Source organism: Pseudomonas sp. L7, assembly GCF_046605565.1.
Lineage (GTDB): Bacteria > Pseudomonadota > Gammaproteobacteria > Pseudomonadales > Pseudomonadaceae > Aquipseudomonas > Aquipseudomonas wayambapalatensis.
This window is the reverse complement of the sequence record NZ_CP176784.1, coordinates 1,393,559-1,409,636: the sequence shown is the minus strand read 5'-3', so window position 1 is coordinate 1,409,636 and position 16,078 is coordinate 1,393,559. Positions and strand designations below refer to the sequence as shown.

Annotated in this window: 14 protein-coding genes, 2 tRNA genes, 2 rRNA genes and 1 pseudogene; 4 read left to right on the top strand and 15 right to left on the bottom strand. The window is 59.5% G+C overall.

The annotated features are described in order from the left end of the window. Positions 1-70: 70 nt before the first annotated feature. From ACK3BK_RS06720 to ACK3BK_RS06705, 4 genes are all read right to left on the bottom strand, one after another. Positions 71-2,963, bottom strand: a 23S ribosomal RNA gene (locus ACK3BK_RS06720). Between the two features lie 221 nt (positions 2,964-3,184). Then, positions 3,185-3,260 (bottom strand) — tRNA-Ala (locus ACK3BK_RS06715). A 6-nt stretch (positions 3,261-3,266) separates the two neighbouring features. Next, a tRNA-Ile gene (locus ACK3BK_RS06710) sits at positions 3,267-3,343 on the bottom strand. Between the two features lie 77 nt (positions 3,344-3,420). Next, positions 3,421-4,957, bottom strand: a 16S ribosomal RNA gene (locus tag ACK3BK_RS06705). Together the 16S and 23S rRNA genes with 2 tRNA genes alongside form the textbook arrangement of a ribosomal RNA operon. Before the next feature lie 455 nt (positions 4,958-5,412). Between ACK3BK_RS06705 and ACK3BK_RS06700 the strand changes: the two genes are divergently transcribed. Continuing rightward, positions 5,413-6,306 (top strand): formate/nitrite transporter family protein, encoded by an 894-nt coding sequence (locus tag ACK3BK_RS06700; protein WP_186710890.1) that lies wholly within the window; start codon positions 5,413-5,415, stop codon positions 6,304-6,306. A gap of 3 nt (positions 6,307-6,309) precedes the next feature. On the opposite strand, the gene ACK3BK_RS06695 is transcribed toward ACK3BK_RS06700, so the two are convergent. Next, positions 6,310-7,404: an MBL fold metallo-hydrolase gene (locus tag ACK3BK_RS06695; protein WP_411384448.1), complete on the bottom strand. Its 1,095-nt coding sequence runs from the start codon at positions 7,402-7,404 to the stop codon at positions 6,310-6,312. A 128-nt stretch (positions 7,405-7,532) separates the two neighbouring features. Between ACK3BK_RS06695 and ACK3BK_RS06690 the strand changes: the two genes are divergently transcribed. Continuing rightward, the gene (locus ACK3BK_RS06690; protein ID WP_186668423.1) at positions 7,533-8,609 is read left to right on the top strand and encodes a diguanylate cyclase; all 1,077 of its coding nucleotides are present in this window, start codon (positions 7,533-7,535) and stop codon (positions 8,607-8,609) included. A 9-nt stretch (positions 8,610-8,618) separates the two neighbouring features. Here the strand turns inward: ACK3BK_RS06690 and ACK3BK_RS06685 are convergent, their stop codons facing one another. Together ACK3BK_RS06685 and ACK3BK_RS06680 are read right to left on the bottom strand one after the other, a co-directional pair. Beyond that, positions 8,619-8,939, bottom strand: a complete 321-nt coding sequence (locus tag ACK3BK_RS06685; protein WP_411383956.1) for a DUF2025 family protein — start codon at positions 8,937-8,939, stop codon at positions 8,619-8,621. Positions 8,940-9,064: 125 nt separating this feature from the next. After that, positions 9,065-9,187 (bottom strand): hypothetical protein, encoded by a 123-nt coding sequence (locus ACK3BK_RS06680; RefSeq protein WP_346655303.1) that lies wholly within the window; start codon positions 9,185-9,187, stop codon positions 9,065-9,067. Positions 9,188-9,204: 17 nt separating this feature from the next. On the opposite strand from ACK3BK_RS06680, the pseudogene ACK3BK_RS06675 reads away from it, so the two are divergent. Then, positions 9,205-9,455: pseudogene (locus tag ACK3BK_RS06675) on the top strand (SDR family oxidoreductase); the annotation flags it as partial. On the opposite strand, the gene ACK3BK_RS06670 reads toward ACK3BK_RS06675, so the two are convergent. Next, a complete protein-coding gene (locus ACK3BK_RS06670) occupies positions 9,452-10,240 on the bottom strand; it encodes a LysR family transcriptional regulator (protein ID WP_411383955.1) in 789 nt (262 codons plus the stop codon). The pseudogene ACK3BK_RS06675 and the gene ACK3BK_RS06670 overlap by 4 nt on opposite strands. A 101-nt stretch (positions 10,241-10,341) precedes the next feature. On the opposite strand from ACK3BK_RS06670, the gene ACK3BK_RS06665 reads away from it, so the two are divergent. Continuing rightward, positions 10,342-11,070: an SDR family oxidoreductase gene (locus tag ACK3BK_RS06665; RefSeq protein ID WP_186720752.1), complete on the top strand. Its 729-nt coding sequence runs from the start codon at positions 10,342-10,344 to the stop codon at positions 11,068-11,070. 45 nt (positions 11,071-11,115) lie between these two features. Here ACK3BK_RS06665 and ACK3BK_RS06660 read toward each other — a convergent pair whose 3' ends face one another. The 7 genes from ACK3BK_RS06660 to ACK3BK_RS06630 form a co-directional block, all read right to left on the bottom strand. Then, complete coding sequence (locus ACK3BK_RS06660) at positions 11,116-11,985, bottom strand: HlyD family secretion protein (protein ID WP_186668431.1); 870 nt, start codon at positions 11,983-11,985, stop codon at positions 11,116-11,118. Between the two features lie 11 nt (positions 11,986-11,996). Then, positions 11,997-12,203 (bottom strand): DUF1656 domain-containing protein, encoded by a 207-nt coding sequence (locus ACK3BK_RS06655; RefSeq protein WP_186668433.1) that lies wholly within the window; start codon positions 12,201-12,203, stop codon positions 11,997-11,999. Next, positions 12,190-14,178 carry an FUSC family protein gene (locus ACK3BK_RS06650; protein WP_411383954.1) on the bottom strand — a complete coding sequence of 663 codons (1,989 nt, stop codon included), beginning with the start codon at positions 14,176-14,178 and terminating at the stop codon, positions 12,190-12,192. Before ACK3BK_RS06650 ends, ACK3BK_RS06655 begins: the two co-directional genes overlap by 14 nt. Before the next feature lie 161 nt (positions 14,179-14,339). Continuing rightward, the gene (ccoM, locus tag ACK3BK_RS06645) at positions 14,340-14,456 is read right to left on the bottom strand and encodes a cytochrome c oxidase subunit CcoM (RefSeq protein WP_054891741.1); all 117 of its coding nucleotides are present in this window, start codon (positions 14,454-14,456) and stop codon (positions 14,340-14,342) included. 133 nt (positions 14,457-14,589) lie between these two features. Further along, positions 14,590-14,751: a hypothetical protein gene (locus ACK3BK_RS06640; RefSeq protein WP_186668437.1), complete on the bottom strand. Its 162-nt coding sequence runs from the start codon at positions 14,749-14,751 to the stop codon at positions 14,590-14,592. Between the two features lie 67 nt (positions 14,752-14,818). After that, positions 14,819-15,157 (bottom strand): aspartate-semialdehyde dehydrogenase, encoded by a 339-nt coding sequence (locus tag ACK3BK_RS06635; RefSeq protein ID WP_186668439.1) that lies wholly within the window; start codon positions 15,155-15,157, stop codon positions 14,819-14,821. Positions 15,158-15,267: 110 nt separating this feature from the next. Beyond that, positions 15,268-15,963 (bottom strand): M949_RS01915 family surface polysaccharide biosynthesis protein, encoded by a 696-nt coding sequence (locus ACK3BK_RS06630; protein ID WP_186668441.1) that lies wholly within the window; start codon positions 15,961-15,963, stop codon positions 15,268-15,270. Between the last annotated feature and the right edge of the window lie 115 nt (positions 15,964-16,078).

The window sequence follows — 16,078 nt, the reverse complement described above, 5'->3', positions numbered from 1 at the left end:
GTCGCTTCGAACTTTCGGTTCGTTTCGTCTTCACCACCGCAATCTGCACAGCAAATTGCTTGGGTGTTATATGGTCAAGCCTCACGGGCAATTAGTATTGGTTAGCTCAACGCCTCACAGCGCTTACACACCCAACCTATCAACGTCGTAGTCTTCGACGGCCCTTCAGGGGATTCAAGATCCCAGTGAGATCTCATCTTGAGGCAAGTTTCCCGCTTAGATGCTTTCAGCGGTTATCTCTTCCGAACATAGCTACCCGGCAATGCCACTGGCGTGACAACCGGAACACCAGAGGTTCGTCCACTCCGGTCCTCTCGTACTAGGAGCAGCCCCTCTCAAATCTCAAACGTCCACGGCAGATAGGGACCGAACTGTCTCACGACGTTCTAAACCCAGCTCGCGTACCACTTTAAATGGCGAACAGCCATACCCTTGGGACCGGCTTCAGCCCCAGGATGTGATGAGCCGACATCGAGGTGCCAAACACCGCCGTCGATATGAACTCTTGGGCGGTATCAGCCTGTTATCCCCGGAGTACCTTTTATCCGTTGAGCGATGGCCCTTCCATACAGAACCACCGGATCACTAAGACCTACTTTCGTACCTGCTCGACGTGTGTGTCTCGCAGTCAAGCGCGCTTTTGCCTTTATACTCTACGACCGATTTCCGACCGGTCTGAGCGCACCTTCGTACTCCTCCGTTACTCTTTGGGAGGAGACCGCCCCAGTCAAACTACCCACCATACACTGTCCTCGATCCGGATCACGGACCTGAGTTAGAACCTCAAGGTTGCCAGGGTGGTATTTCAAGGATGGCTCCATGAGAACTGGCGTCCCCACTTCAAAGCCTCCCACCTATCCTACACAAGCAAGCTCAAAGTCCAGTGCAAAGCTATAGTAAAGGTTCACGGGGTCTTTCCGTCTAGCCGCGGATACACTGCATCTTCACAGCGATTTCAATTTCACTGAGTCTCGGGTGGAGACAGCGCCGCCATCGTTACGCCATTCGTGCAGGTCGGAACTTACCCGACAAGGAATTTCGCTACCTTAGGACCGTTATAGTTACGGCCGCCGTTTACCGGGGCTTCGATCAAGAGCTTCGCTTGCGCTAACCCCATCAATTAACCTTCCGGCACCGGGCAGGCGTCACACCCTATACGTCCACTTTCGTGTTTGCAGAGTGCTGTGTTTTTAATAAACAGTCGCAGCGGCCTGGTATCTTCGACCGGCATGGGCTTACGGAGCAAGTCCTTCACCCTCGCCGGCGCACCTTCTCCCGAAGTTACGGTGCCATTTTGCCTAGTTCCTTCACCCGAGTTCTCTCAAGCGCCTTGGTATTCTCTACCTAACCACCTGTGTCGGTTTGGGGTACGGTTCCCAGTTATCTGAAGCTTAGGAGCTTTTCTTGGAAGCATGGTATCAACCACTTCGCACTCTAAAGAGCGCTCGTCATCAGCTCTCGGCCTTGAAATCCCGGATTTGCCTAAGATTTCAGCCTACCACCTTAAACCTGGACAACCAACGCCAGGCTGGCCTAACCTTCTCCGTCCCTCCATCGCAATAACTGGAAGTACAGGAATATTAACCTGTTTTCCATCGACTACGCTTTTCAGCCTCGCCTTAGGGACCGACTAACCCTGCGTCGATTAACGTTGCGCAGGAAACCTTGGTCTTTCGGCGTGCGAGTTTTTCACTCGCATTGTCGTTACTCATGTCAGCATTCGCACTTCTGATACCTCCAGCAAGCTTCTCAACTCACCTTCACAGGCTTACAGAACGCTCCTCTACCGCATCACCAAAGGTGATACCCGTAGCTTCGGTGCATGGTTTGAGCCCCGTTACATCTTCCGCGCAGGCCGACTCGACTAGTGAGCTATTACGCTTTCTTTAAAGGGTGGCTGCTTCTAAGCCAACCTCCTAGCTGTCTAAGCCTTCCCACATCGTTTCCCACTTAACCATGACTTTGGGACCTTAGCTGACGGTCTGGGTTGTTTCCCTTTTCACGACGGACGTTAGCACCCGCCGTGTGTCTCCCATGCTCGGCACTTGCTGGTATTCGGAGTTTGCATCGGTTTGGTAAGTCGGGATGACCCCCTAGCCGAAACAGTGCTCTACCCCCAGCAGTGATACATGAGGCGCTACCTAAATAGCTTTCGAGGAGAACCAGCTATCTCCGAGCTTGATTAGCCTTTCACTCCGATCCACAGGTCATCCGCTAACTTTTCAACGGTAGTCGGTTCGGTCCTCCAGTCAGTGTTACCTAACCTTCAACCTGCCCATGGATAGATCGCCCGGTTTCGGGTCTATACCCAGCGACTAAAGCGCCCTATTAAGACTCGCTTTCGCTACGCCTCCCCTATTCGGTTAAGCTCGCCACTGAATATAAGTCGCTGACCCATTATACAAAAGGTACGCAGTCACCTAACAAAGTAGGCTCCCACTGCTTGTACGCATACGGTTTCAGGTTCTATTTCACTCCCCTCTCCGGGGTTCTTTTCGCCTTTCCCTCACGGTACTGGTTCACTATCGGTCAGTCAGTAGTATTTAGCCTTGGAGGATGGTCCCCCCATGTTCAGACAAAGTTTCTCGTGCTCCGTCCTACTCGATTTCATTGAAAAGAGACTTTCGTGTACGGGGCTATCACCCACTATGGCCGCACTTTCCAGAGCGTTCCACTAATCTCAAATCAACTTAAGGGCTGGTCCCCGTTCGCTCGCCACTACTAAGGGAATCTCGGTTGATTTCTTTTCCTCAGGGTACTTAGATGTTTCAGTTCCCCTGGTTCGCCTCTTGCACCTATGTATTCAGTACAAGATACTCAGCTTATGCTGAGTGGGTTCCCCCATTCAGAGATCTCTGGATCACAGTCTGTTTGCCGACTCCCCAAAGCTTATCGCAGGCTACCACGTCTTTCATCGCCTCTGACTGCCAAGGCATCCACCGTATGCGCTTCTTCACTTGACCATATAACCCCAAGCAATCTGGTTATACTGTGAAGACGACATTCGCCGAAAATTCGTGAGAACTCACAAATTTTACCTTAGCCTGAACTACCAGCAGTGAAACTGGCATTCAGTCTATTTCTATCACATATCCGAATTTTTAAAGAACGATCTGACAAAAGCCAGAAATCAACATTCGATGCGAATGCTCATTTCTGAGTTTGATCAAGGTACAGCAGAAAGTGGTGGAGCCAAGCGGGATCGAACCGCTGACCTCCTGCGTGCAAGGCAGGCGCTCTCCCAGCTGAGCTATGGCCCCGCATATTGGTAGGTCTGGGCAGATTTGAACTGCCGACCTCACCCTTATCAGGGGTGCGCTCTAACCAACTGAGCTACAGACCTATATAGGGTCTTGATCGTCTTCGACAATGAATCAAGCAATTCGTGTGGGAGCTCATCAGCAGGCTGATGTCTTCGATTAAGGAGGTGATCCAGCCGCAGGTTCCCCTACGGCTACCTTGTTACGACTTCACCCCAGTCATGAATCACACCGTGGTAACCGTCCTCCCGAAGGTTAGACTAGCTACTTCTGGTGCAACCCACTCCCATGGTGTGACGGGCGGTGTGTACAAGGCCCGGGAACGTATTCACCGCGACATTCTGATTCGCGATTACTAGCGATTCCGACTTCACGCAGTCGAGTTGCAGACTGCGATCCGGACTACGATCGGTTTTGTGAGATTAGCTCCACCTCGCGGCTTGGCAACCCTCTGTACCGACCATTGTAGCACGTGTGTAGCCCAGGCCGTAAGGGCCATGATGACTTGACGTCATCCCCACCTTCCTCCGGTTTGTCACCGGCAGTCTCCTTAGAGTGCCCACCATGACGTGCTGGTAACTAAGGACAAGGGTTGCGCTCGTTACGGGACTTAACCCAACATCTCACGACACGAGCTGACGACAGCCATGCAGCACCTGTGTCAGAGCTCCCGAAGGCACCAATCCATCTCTGGAAAGTTCTCTGCATGTCAAGGCCTGGTAAGGTTCTTCGCGTTGCTTCGAATTAAACCACATGCTCCACCGCTTGTGCGGGCCCCCGTCAATTCATTTGAGTTTTAACCTTGCGGCCGTACTCCCCAGGCGGTCAACTTAATGCGTTAGCTGCGCCACTAAAATCTCAAGGATTCCAACGGCTAGTTGACATCGTTTACGGCGTGGACTACCAGGGTATCTAATCCTGTTTGCTCCCCACGCTTTCGCACCTCAGTGTCAGTATCAGTCCAGGTGGTCGCCTTCGCCACTGGTGTTCCTTCCTATATCTACGCATTTCACCGCTACACAGGAAATTCCACCACCCTCTACCATACTCTAGCTCGCCAGTTTTGGATGCAGTTCCCAGGTTGAGCCCGGGGCTTTCACATCCAACTTAACGAACCACCTACGCGCGCTTTACGCCCAGTAATTCCGATTAACGCTTGCACCCTCTGTATTACCGCGGCTGCTGGCACAGAGTTAGCCGGTGCTTATTCTGTCGGTAACGTCAAAACAGCAAGGTATTAACTTACTGCCCTTCCTCCCAACTTAAAGTGCTTTACAATCCGAAGACCTTCTTCACACACGCGGCATGGCTGGATCAGGCTTTCGCCCATTGTCCAATATTCCCCACTGCTGCCTCCCGTAGGAGTCTGGACCGTGTCTCAGTTCCAGTGTGACTGATCATCCTCTCAGACCAGTTACGGATCGTCGCCTTGGTGAGCCATTACCTCACCAACTAGCTAATCCGACCTAGGCTCATCTGATAGCGCAAGGCCCGAAGGTCCCCTGCTTTCTCCCGTAGGACGTATGCGGTATTAGCGTTCCTTTCGAAACGTTGTCCCCCACTACCAGGCAGATTCCTAGGCATTACTCACCCGTCCGCCGCTGAATCAAGGAGCAAGCTCCCGTCATCCGCTCGACTTGCATGTGTTAGGCCTGCCGCCAGCGTTCAATCTGAGCCATGATCAAACTCTTCAGTTCAATACTGCTTGGGTTTTTAAGAAACCCTAAACTTGGCTCAGCAATCTCAAATGACTATGTGATTTCTCGCATGGCCACTTGTGATGCTGATAATCTTGGCGACTATCAGTCCATACTCACAAGCACCCACACGAATTGCTTGATTCAATTTGTTAAAGAGCGTTTGGTTAAGAGCTTTTCGTCTCAACCGAGGCGCGCATTCTACGCTTTCCTCATTGCCTGTCAAGCGTTTATTTTGAAGTTTTTTCAAACCGCTTTCTTTCAAAAGCCTTCAACGTCAACGACTTACCGACTGCCCCGCTGCGTTCATCGCTGCGAGGAGGCGAATAATACGTGGTTTGAAATCACAGTCAACACTTTGATCCAAAAAAACTTTTATCTGCCCTCAGGAGCTCACTGGCAACTAATCCGAGCGCAATCGATCTGTAGAGAAACACCCCCTGGAGCGCACCACGATGAGCAAAGCGCAGAACGAGAAAACACCAGGCCTGTCGGCAGATGAAGAGCAGGAAGTCAGCCATAACCAGCCACCCCGCGCGGCAGTACTGCACGAGATCATCCGCGCCCAGGGCGATCAGGAACTGGAGCGCACCCTCGCGGCCCTGTGGTGGTCGGCACTGGCTGCCGGCCTGACCATGGGCCTGTCGCTGATGGCCATGGGGCTGTTCTATGCACGCCTGCCAGACAACGACAGCAGTCAGGTGATCGCCAGCCTCGGCTACGCCGCTGGTTTTCTTGCCGTGATTCTCGCTCGACAGCAGTTGTTCACCGAAAACACCCTGACCGCCGTGCTACCGGTAATGACCTCCCCTACGCTCGCCAACCTCGGTCGCCTGCTACGCCTGTGGACCGTGGTGCTTGTGGGCAATCTCGCCGGCACCTTGCTGGTGGCGTGGGTGATGCTCGAGCTGCCGATCTTCGACAGCAAGACAGATGTGGCCTTCCTCGAAATCGGGCGCAAGGTGATGCACAACGATCCGAGCCAGATGTTCGCCAAGGGCATCGTCTCGGGCTGGATGATCGCGACCATGGTCTGGATGATCCCGTCCATGGAGAACGCCAAGATCTGGATCATCCTGATGATCACCTACTTGATGGCCCTGGGCGACTTCACCCATATCGTCGTCGGCTCGGTAGAAGTGTCTTATCTGGTCTGGGCCGGAGAGCAGACCTGGCGCAGCTTCTGGCTGGAGTTCGCCCTGCCGACCCTGGCCGGCAACATCATCGGTGGCAGCTTCATCTTCGCCCTCATCAGCCACGCGCAGGTACGCAGCGACAGCGGCAAGCCGCCGTCGAAGCTGCTGGATGATGAACAAGAGTCGCCAATAAAGAAGGGCCGTGAAAGCTGATACTCAGCGCACCGCCACTGCACGCTCAGTGCTGTCGCCTCGCTGACGCAAAGGCCTGGGCTGCCACCAGTTCTGCCCGGCATGGGGCGAATCGAGACTGACGCGCTCGCCCATCTGTGGCGTGCTCAACGGAACCTGGGCCTGCGCGGCGAGCGCGACGATGCGCTCGAACGGCTCCTGCCAGCTGTGCAGGGACAGATCGAAGGTTCCATTGTGGATCGGCAACATCCAGCGTCCGCGCAGATCGAGGTGCGCTTGCAAACTCTGCTCAGGCTGCATATGCACATTGGGCCAGGCCAGGTTGTAGGCGCCGGTCTCCATCAGTGTCAGGTCGAAGGGACCGAAGCGCTCGCCGATTTCACGAAAGCCCTCGAAATATCCAGTATCTCCACTGAAGAACAGTCGCAGCCCTTCATCGATCACTACCCACGACGCCCACAAGGTGCTGTTGCTGTCGAACAGGCCGCGCCCCGAGAAATGCTGCGCGGGTGTGGCGACGAAGCGCACGCCTGCGACTTCGGTTTCCTGCCACCAATCCAGTTGACGCACCTTGTCGCTCGGCACGCCCCACTCGACCAAACGGTCGCCCACGCCCAGCGGCGCAAGAAACTGGCCGGTGCTTGGCGCCAACTGACGTATGGCCGACTCATCGAGATGATCGAAGTGATCGTGGGACAGAATGACTGCAGCCAGCGGCGGCAACTGGTCGATCGCCAGCGGCGAAGCGTGGAAGCGCAGCGGGCCGGCCCATTGCACCGGCGAGGCGCGATCGGCAAACACCGGGTCTGTAATAAAGAAATGTCCACGCAGTTTCAGCAGTACAGTGGAGTGCCCCAGACGCCAGAGACTGTGGTCGGGAGCATCGAGTACCTGCTGGCGGGTCATCGGCTGCAGGCTCGGGGGAGTGGCAGGTCGTGTTTCGGGAGGCTTGCGCAGCAGCAGGTACTTGAGACCGATGCGCAACTTCTTGAGCACGCCATCCTTGGGCAGCTCGGCCTGATTGTGGAAACGCCCATCTCTGTAAGGTGCCGGCTCGCCGGCGAGGGAAGCCATGGGGGCCATCAGCAGGAACACTCCGAGGAGGAAGATAGGCTTGATGCTACCTCACAATGATCGGATCAACCGTGAATTGGCTTGTAAGGTCATTTTTCCGCGATGAATCATTGTTCAACAATATTCATGCAACTTATGCGATAAACGGCTTCTGCAGAAAAAGAACGATAGACATGATCGACAACAGAAGCGGCAAGGGGCTCTCATTCGTCAGACGCATCTACCTGCCGCGCACCATCGGCATGGGCATCGGCCTGTTCAGCGTCATGGCGGCACTTGCCCCGCTGCACCCGCCCACCTGGGCGTGGCTGCTGATGCTGCTCAACGGTCTGGCCTGGCCCCACCTGGCTTATCAATGGGCGATCCGCTCCCCTGCGCCCTACCGCGCCGAACAGCGCAACCTGTTGCTCGATTCGTTGAGCGGCGGCTTCTGGGCCGCGGCCATTCATTTCAATCCATTGCCGACCGTGACCATCCTGTCGATGATGACCATGAACAACGTCGCCGCAGGCGGCAAGCGCCTGGTGCTGCGCGGGTTGCTGGCGCAACTGGCAGGCATGCTGCTGGCCATGGCGCTGTTCGGCCCCGGGCTGCAGCTGCAAGCCACGACATTGCAGGTCTATGCCTGCCTGCCAATGCTGACGCTCTACCCGCTGGCGCTCGGATGGGTCTGCTACCAGTTGGCGATCAAGCTGGCCGACCACAAGCGTCGACTGAGCGCCCTGAGCCGCACCGACAGCCTCACCGGGCTGCTAAACCACGGCTCATGGAAAGACTTGCTGCTGCTGAGGTTCCAGATCTGCCAGCAACAGCAAGCACCGGCCGTCATCGCCCTGATCGATATCGACCATTTCAAGACCATCAACGACACCTTCGGCCACGTGGTCGGTGATTGCGTGCTGCGCCAGCTGAGCCATGAGCTCAAGCGCATCCTGCGCGAAGATGACCTGGCCGGGCGCTACGGCGGTGACGAGTTCTGCCTGATCCTGCCTGCCACCGACCAGATCCAGGCCGGTGTTGCGATGGAGCGCCTGCGTGAACAGGTCGGCGCCTATCGCAACCCACAACTGCCGGAATTGCGCATCAGCCTGAGCATAGGCCTCTCGGCCTATCACCCTGGGCTGAAGACGCCCGAGCAGTGGCTTGAAGACGCCGACAAGGCGCTCTATACCGCCAAGCATCAAGGTCGCAACCAGGTCAACGTCGCTCGCAGCGAGGCTGGCCCTCTCAAGCTGGCCTACCCCGACTGAACCGCAGGCTCAGCGCAGGCTACGCTCGGCGACGATCTCCGGCAGGTCGGTGCGGCGCAGATAGATCCGCAGTGGCTCGCCAATGTTCAGGCGATCGTCCACATGCTGCTGCACCAACAGTGCCAGGCGCTCACGGCAGAGCGCCATGCGCTGCCCCGACTCGGGACGCCAGACGAACTCGCTGCAGGGTGTAATGCTCGCATCCGCGACATCCATACCGAATGCGTCCTCGGAAAAGCGCACGATATGCGTGCCACGCTTGCCATGAAAACCGACGAAGCCGTTGAGCTGCTCGGCAGCTGTGCAGATATCCTGGGATGTAATGGCCATGACGCTACCTCGCAATGAAATCGGAAGGAACGCACGCCGGGCGGGAACGGTTGCCTCTGTCGGGCAACGCGCAGATCGTTTGTTGCGCAGACTAACGCAACCTGCGCCGCCTTCGCCAAGGTTTTTCAGCGAGCGCCGGATACCGCCGGATCGAGCTGATCGGTCAACAGCGCCTCCATCCATCCCATGAACGCCTGTACCCGGCGCGGAACATGCCGCTGGCGCAGGTACAGCATCGTCACTGGCATGGCCCGGGCCCGCCGACATGGAGCTGCTCACCCGCTACCAGGCCAAGGAGTTGGGTGTCTAGCGCGGCATCCGGGCGCCATCGAGACCGATTTTGGTGGCACCATACGTGACAATCCGCAGGTCAACGCCTTCGTGGCCAGCAATACTGCCCTGGGCCGCGCCGGCCTGCCCGACGATATAGGCGCAGCCATCGCTCTGCTGCTTGAGGACGGTAATGGCTGGATAACCGGGCAGCGCCTGGAAGTCTCCGACGGCATGCTCCTCTAACCCAGGCTGCTGCCGCTCAGCACCTGCTGCAAGCTGGCCAAGGCAGGAATGGCCAAAGCCTGGGCGGCGTAGCACAACCCGACCCGACGCCGCAGCGCCGGGCCGGGCCCTGGTTGCCAGTAGACCCCCGGGTGGCGCTCGACCAGCGACTGTGGCAACCAGGCCGCGCCCATTCCGGCGGCGACCAGCGCCAACGCCAGTTGCAACGATCCGGCCTGTGCCACCTGCTCACCCTCGCCATACAGCCCCATCAGGCGCTGGTGCGAAGGGTGCTGCGGGCAGGTGATCCAGCGACCGTCGGCCTGGCTGCCGGTGGCCATGACCAGGACAAACGACTCTTCCCACAGCGCCAGGAAGAGCTCATCCTCACAGCGCTCGGCTTCATCGGCCAGCCGCGCATCGCCCTCGCAACCGTCCAGCAACGTCAATTGCAGCCCGGGCACGGCCTGAGCCGCAAGACGCACGCATGCTTCGACCTGGGCCGGAGCAATATCGGCCTCGATACCCAGCGCGAGCGGGACACACTCCTGCTCCTGGCGAAAGCGCAGGCGCAGCGCCTCGGCTTCCGCGACCATGCGGCACGCCTGGGGATACAGCGCCCGCGCCTGCTCGCTGACGTCCACCCCGCGGGCCTGGCGCAGGAACAGACTGACGCCGAGGTTGTCTTCGAGTTGCCGTATGGTCACCGACAATGTCGGCTGGGCCACGCACAGGCGCTGGGCGGCCAAGGTGATGTTGCGTTCTTCGAACACGGCGATGAACGCCTTGAGATGACGAATATCCATAGATAGAACCGATACCAGCCAGAGGAATAAGCCGTTTTTCATGGCCTGGATCGACGCCTACAATCCTGGCCATCGAAAACGATTATGCCTTGGAGGCGCTCATGAACAAACCTCTGATCATCATCACTGGCGCCAGCTCCGGTATCGGCGCCGCCACGGCTCAGCAATTTTCGGCCGCAGGCCACCCGCTGCTGCTGATCGCTCGTCGCCTGGAACGTCTCGAAGCATTGGCCTTGCCCAACTGCCTGTGCCGCGCCGTGGACATTCGCGACCGTGCTGCGCTGGTCGCGGCCGTGAACGAAGCCGAAGCCTTGTACGGCCCGGCCGACGCGCTGGTGAACAATGCCGGCGTGATGCTGCTGGGCCAGGTGCACGAGCAGGATCCCGAGCAGTGGGACCGGATGATCGACATCAACGTCAAGGGCCTGCTAAACGGCGTGCATGCCCTGGCCAGCGGCATGGTCGCGCGTCGCGCCGGCACCCTGATCAACGTCAGCTCCGTCGCCGGGCGCAAGACCTTCCCCAACCATGTCGCCTACGTCGGCACCAAGTTCGCCGTGCATGGCCTGTCGGAAAACCTGCGCGAAGAGCTGGCGCCACACAACGTGCGTGTCGTCACCATCGCGCCGGGCGCGGTCGAGACCGAGCTGCTCGGCCACACCACCGACGAGGGCATCAAGCGCGACTACGAGTCGTGGAAAGCCAATGACATGGGCGGTGTAGTGCTCAAGGCCGAGGATGTGGCCGGCGCGATCGTCTGGGCGTACCAGCAGCCGCAGTATGTGTGCATCCGCGAGATCGTCCTGGCGGCCACTGCCCAGCAACCCTGATCGGCAAACACTCCCACAGGTACCCGGGTGCCTGTGGGGGCTTGTTCAGCGTTGCACCTCATCCTCCCGCACCTGCACACTCGCCGTCATCCCGGCACTGAGGTTCACCCCTGCAGGAATCTCGTCCAGCCTGATTCGCACCGGGATCCGTTGCGCCAGCCTCACCCAGTTGAAGGTCGGTTCCACCTCCGGCAACAACTGTCCATCCGGCGTCGAGTTGCGGTCGGTGATGCCCCGGCTGATGCTCTCCACATGCCCATGCATGGCCTCACCTGCGCCCATCAACCAGACCTTCACCGGATCGCCGACACGTATGCGCGGCAGCTTGGTTTCCTCGAAATAGGCCTGGATATAGAAGGTCGACTCGTCCACCAGCGCCATTACCGATTGCCCGGTATTGACATAGTTGCCCTGGGCCAGCCGCAGGTTTGTGATGTGGCCGCTGCGCGGCGCGCGCACTTCACTGCGGGCCAGGTTGATCTTCGCCACTTGCAGTTGCGCTTGCGCCTCGTGCAGTTCCCCACGGGCGATTGCGGCGTTGATCTGGGCGTTCTCGCGCAGCTCGGCGCTGATCGCCTCCGGACCCAGGGCCGTGCGTCGGGCCGCTTCGCGCTCACGCAGGCGCAACTGCTGGGTGCGGGTTTCAGCCACGGCACTGGCCTGGTCGAAAGCGGCCTGGAAGCGCTCGTGGTCGATGGTCATCAACACATCGCCGGCCTTCACCGGCTGGTTGTCGTGTACCCGCAGTTCGCGCACCCAGCCGGACACGTCCGGGGCGATCACCACCACATCGGCCCGCACCCGCGCATCGCGGGTCCAGGGGGTGAGCATGTAGTACTGCCAGAGGTGATACCCGGCAAACACGGCAATGGCCACCACGCACAGGGTGACCAGGGTACGTACCGCTGTACGCATGGACTGACTCCTTACAAAGGTCCCAACAGATGTACCACCAACGACAGCACACAGACGAACAACGCCGCATCGAACAGCGCTTCATGCCAGATCCAGCGCCCTAGCGGCGTCGCCTGCACCACCAGGCGCAACAGGCCGGTAAGCGCCAACGCCATCAGCACATAGATCAGAAACGGGCTGAGCAATACGCCGCCCAGCGCCCACTCACGCAACCCCATGGACTTCCTCCTGCCAACGGCACCACTTGCCCCAGCTTTTCTGCAATTGCAGGACCGCGCCGATGGCCAGGCGCAGCGGGTCGCTCGACGGCTGGCGGCGCAGGGCCTCGATGAACTGTTCGCTGGCGGCATCCAGACGCTGGCCGCGCCCAGGCGCAGGGCCACTGGCCAGAACCGCCTCCAGTTGCTGCAGATACTGGCGCTCGGCACCGGCCAGCGGCACCTGGGCCACCGCCAGGCACATGCGCAGGTGCACCAGCTCGTCACCGATGTCCAAGCCATGCAGGCCATCGTCCCAACGCTTGCGCTCGGCCTCGGGCAACTCGCTGGCATGACGGGCCAACTGCATCAGGCGATCGGCCATGCGTCCACCGAACCAACTGTCAGCACCCCGCAGGTCGCGATGGGTCAGGCGAACCAGGTCGCTCTGGGTGGCGGCCCTCAGGCGCCGCCCCAGCCACTTCGGATTACGCAGCACGACCAAGCGAAACGCCAGTACCGCCGCCCCCACACCGATGAGCATGGCTTGGGCGCTGTTGAGCATGCTGGCCACGTCGAAGTGCATGGCGTTGAGGGGTGCCACCAGCACGATGAAATGCAGGCAGTACGAGGTCGCCGTCGGCCCCGTGCGCGGATGGGCCATGCCCAGCGCACCGAAGAACAGCGGCACGCCCATGCCCAGACACAGCAAGGCGAAACTGCTCCATTGCGGCAACAGGATCTGCCCGACGAAAAACGCCGCCGGAATCGCCAGCAAGATGCCACGCAAAAAGCTCAAGCCGATCTGTGCGCCGTTCTCGCGGCTGGCGAACAGGCTGCAGACCACGCAGGTCAGCACCAGGCCTCCGGGGGCCGAGGGCCAGGCCGTGGCCAGCCAGAAACTGCTCATGACCAGAAACGCCAACGCACTGCGCGAGCCGAACAGCAGCGCCAGCGGCAAGTCGCGATGCGCCGCCAGGCCCAGCGATACATCCTTGGGCGTTCGCCCCTCCTCCACATCGAGCAACGCCTGGGTGGCGGCCATGGCGAAATCCAGCAGCAAGGCCAGGCGCGCCAGGCAGAAATGCTCGGCGGGGCTGATCTGTTCATCGTGAGCAGCGTCCCAGACGCGCTGGCGCAACAACAGAAGGCTGGGTTGGTCGGGGCTGGCCAACTGGGTCCGAACCTCCTCGAGCCAAGGCGCCAGGTGCGCCGCTTGATGTTCGTCAAGCTGACGCCACTGACGACGCACCGAACGCGAGATGCGCAGCAGCACCATCAGCTTCTGGCTCAGGCCACGGATCGCCCGGGCCCGCTGGCGACCACGACTGCCTTCGAACCAGGCATGTTCACGCTGAGCGTCGATGGCGACGATGCGTCCAAGGATATCCAGCAAGCCCTGGCGCGCTTCGTCTTCGCCGCCGAGCATGGCGCTGGCGGTCTGCATGCCGTTCTGCCAGGCCTGCCTCGCCTGGCCGCCGAGTTGCTGCTCGACGCGCATGGGCCAGATCAGCGCGCTGGTGGCCGTGGCGCAAACGATGCCCAGGCAGATTTCGGTGGAGCGCGCCACCGCTTGGTCGAACACCTGCAAGGGATGGTCGATTGCCGGCAACGCGATGATCGCTGCGGTATAGCCGGCCAGCACGAAGGCATAAGCCCAGGCACTGCGCAATTGGGTTGAAGCGGCGGTACAGAGGGCCAGCCACAAGGCCAGGGTCAGCAGGAACAACCACGGGGTCTGGGCGAACAGGCCAATGAACACCACCGACATGAACGTACCGACCAAGGTGCCGGCCAGTCGCGCCAGGCCCTTCTGCACCACCATGCCCGACAGCGGCTGGGCGACGATGAACGCAGTCATCAAGGCCCAGGCGGGTTGCTCCAACCCCCAGCGCAGCGCCAGCCACAGCGCCAGTCCACCGCCCAGCAGGGTCTTGATGGCGAACTTCAGAGCAGGGCTGGTGGGTGCGAACAGGGCCTGGAGGGTGATGGGCACGAAGCGGACCTTGCAGGGGGATATTGAGTAGAAAGATAGACAACGGATGGAAGAATAAAATGCAATCAACTAATTAGCTAGCTAATCATCTTTTAAAAAGGCAAAAAAATAGGCGACCGAAGTCGCCCTAAATGCCTTGCGTGCTCGTATACCCGGAAGAATCAGCGCGATTTGCGCTTGTTCGCATCCTTCCAGATGAAAAGTCCCAGACCGGCAAAGAACGTCAACATCAACCCGACTGTCACCACACCGGCGATCACCACGTTGTCGAAGAACATGTCGGCCTCCCGATTCGTTGCCGTTGTCCGATGTGTGCAAGGTAACGAATATGCGGGGAGGAGAAATTGACCAGGGTCAATAGGGCCCGGGACCGGGCACAAGAGGGGGCGCAGGTTTGACCTGCATCAGTTTTCAGCGTTTCTTGGGCTTGCTTTTGCTTTTCTTCTTCTTGCTTTTCGCCAACGGCATGGCCTGCTCGAAGGCCTGGCGCATTTCATCCAGGCGCTTGTCCTTGATGTCGTGGATACGTTTGGCGCGCTCGGCGCCGAAGTCGATCAGGTTGTCTTGGCTCATGGGCGGGCTCGACTGACAGCGGATGCGCCCATGATGAAGCCTGATGGCGACGCTGAACAGCCCCGCCTCAGACTTCGATATCCACCAGCAGCCCCTGGCGCGGCCGCTCACCCAGCGGCGCCACCGGCACGGTGTTGTCGGCATTGAGTTCATCGCCAGGCATGGCGCTGTAGAGCTCTTCCTGCTCGTCCTGTCGGCGTTGCTGGCGACGTTGCTGCTGGCGGCGCTGCTCTTCGCGCAGCCGATAGGCCTCATCCTGCGGGTCGCGCTGCTGCTTGAGGTCGATGGTGCCATCACTGGAGGCAGGCTGGGCCGGAACCACCGGAGGAATATTGGGGGTCTGCTTGACGGGGTCTTGTTGCGAGGTCACGGGGACGGCACTGAGCGGAATGATCGGCGGCAGCATGAGTCGGTTCTCCTGTAGCCACTGTGTCGGCCAGCCAGCGTGCCCCTTGAGCGCGTGCGCAAGGGTTTGTGCGGCTGGTCACAATACCGTTTGCAAAGTATAGACCGCGATCACTCGCCTTCGTCGTCGGGATCGTCGTCCGCGGGCTGGCTGGTCTCGCTCCAGGGCCTCTTGTAGACCTGCTGCCAGACCGCGTCCATGTGCTCGCGCAGCACCTGCGGCGCACTCTTGAGCGACGCACTGTCCTCGCGCTCGCCGCCGATGGGCTCCTCGCCCGCCGGGCTGATCTGCGACTGGCCACTGATGCTGTAGATCGCCTGGCCTTCGCGCATTTCGATGCTGATGTCGTGCGGGTCGATGCCGCCGCCACAGAAAGCGTGGCTGGCCACGGTGACTTCGGCGACACCATCCTTGTTCAGGTCGGTGACGTCGCTGACATCGGTATAGAAATCGACATCCAGGTCCAGCCCGGGACAGGTCGTTTCCTGGTCGATCTGCCAGCGTGGCTTGAACGCCTCGCTTTCGCTCGCACGCCCATAGAGCGTGGCCTTGAGCACGACCTTGTCGACTTCCTGTTCGCTCTCGGCATCGGTCGCCTGGCCGTCGACACGGCTGAGCACCAGCAGGCCTTCGCCCTCGCGGTCGTGGAAATGCACGCTCTTGAGCGGTGTCTGCACGCCCAGGACTTCCAGTTGCTCGACCGGGATCGGCGCGAGGATCTCGAACTTCTTCTGGTCACAGGCCGCGAGCAGCGCCACGCTGCCCACGGCCAGGGAGAGGTTCAACCAGCGGTGCGTGACAGGCATGTTGGCGCGAGGCCCTCGTTGACTAAAGGGTATTCGTCGATGAAGTGGCTGAACGCTTTGGTCCGCCGGGCCTATCCGTTAAGATAGTGCGCTTTTTCATCGCGGGAGTTCAGGC

What these genes read in the sequence shown, in the direction of transcription:
- ccoM (WP_054891741.1), bottom strand. Translation starts at nt 14,456, where the DNA reads ATGTTCTTCGACAACGTGGTGATCGCCGGTGTGGTGACAGTCGGGTTG.
- ACK3BK_RS06680 (WP_346655303.1), bottom strand. Translation starts at nt 9,187, where the DNA reads ATGCCAGTGACGATGCTGTACCTGCGCCAGCGGCATGTTCCGCGCCGG.
- ACK3BK_RS06685 (WP_411383956.1), bottom strand. Translation starts at nt 8,939, where the DNA reads ATGGCCATTACATCCCAGGATATCTGCACAGCTGCCGAGCAGCTCAAC.
- ACK3BK_RS06635 (WP_186668439.1), bottom strand. Translation starts at nt 15,157, where the DNA reads ATGCTGCCGCCGATCATTCCGCTCAGTGCCGTCCCCGTGACCTCGCAA.
- ACK3BK_RS06660 (WP_186668431.1), bottom strand. Translation starts at nt 11,985, where the DNA reads ATGCGTACAGCGGTACGTACCCTGGTCACCCTGTGCGTGGTGGCCATT.
- ACK3BK_RS06670 (WP_411383955.1), bottom strand. Translation starts at nt 10,240, where the DNA reads ATGGATATTCGTCATCTCAAGGCGTTCATCGCCGTGTTCGAAGAACGC.
- ACK3BK_RS06690 (WP_186668423.1), top strand. Translation starts at nt 7,533, where the DNA reads ATGATCGACAACAGAAGCGGCAAGGGGCTCTCATTCGTCAGACGCATC.
- ACK3BK_RS06630 (WP_186668441.1), bottom strand. Translation starts at nt 15,963, where the DNA reads ATGCCTGTCACGCACCGCTGGTTGAACCTCTCCCTGGCCGTGGGCAGC.
- ACK3BK_RS06640 (WP_186668437.1), bottom strand. Translation starts at nt 14,751, where the DNA reads ATGAGCCAAGACAACCTGATCGACTTCGGCGCCGAGCGCGCCAAACGT.
- ACK3BK_RS06665 (WP_186720752.1), top strand. Translation starts at nt 10,342, where the DNA reads ATGAACAAACCTCTGATCATCATCACTGGCGCCAGCTCCGGTATCGGC.
- ACK3BK_RS06655 (WP_186668433.1), bottom strand. Translation starts at nt 12,203, where the DNA reads ATGGGGTTGCGTGAGTGGGCGCTGGGCGGCGTATTGCTCAGCCCGTTT.
- ACK3BK_RS06700 (WP_186710890.1), top strand. Translation starts at nt 5,413, where the DNA reads ATGAGCAAAGCGCAGAACGAGAAAACACCAGGCCTGTCGGCAGATGAA.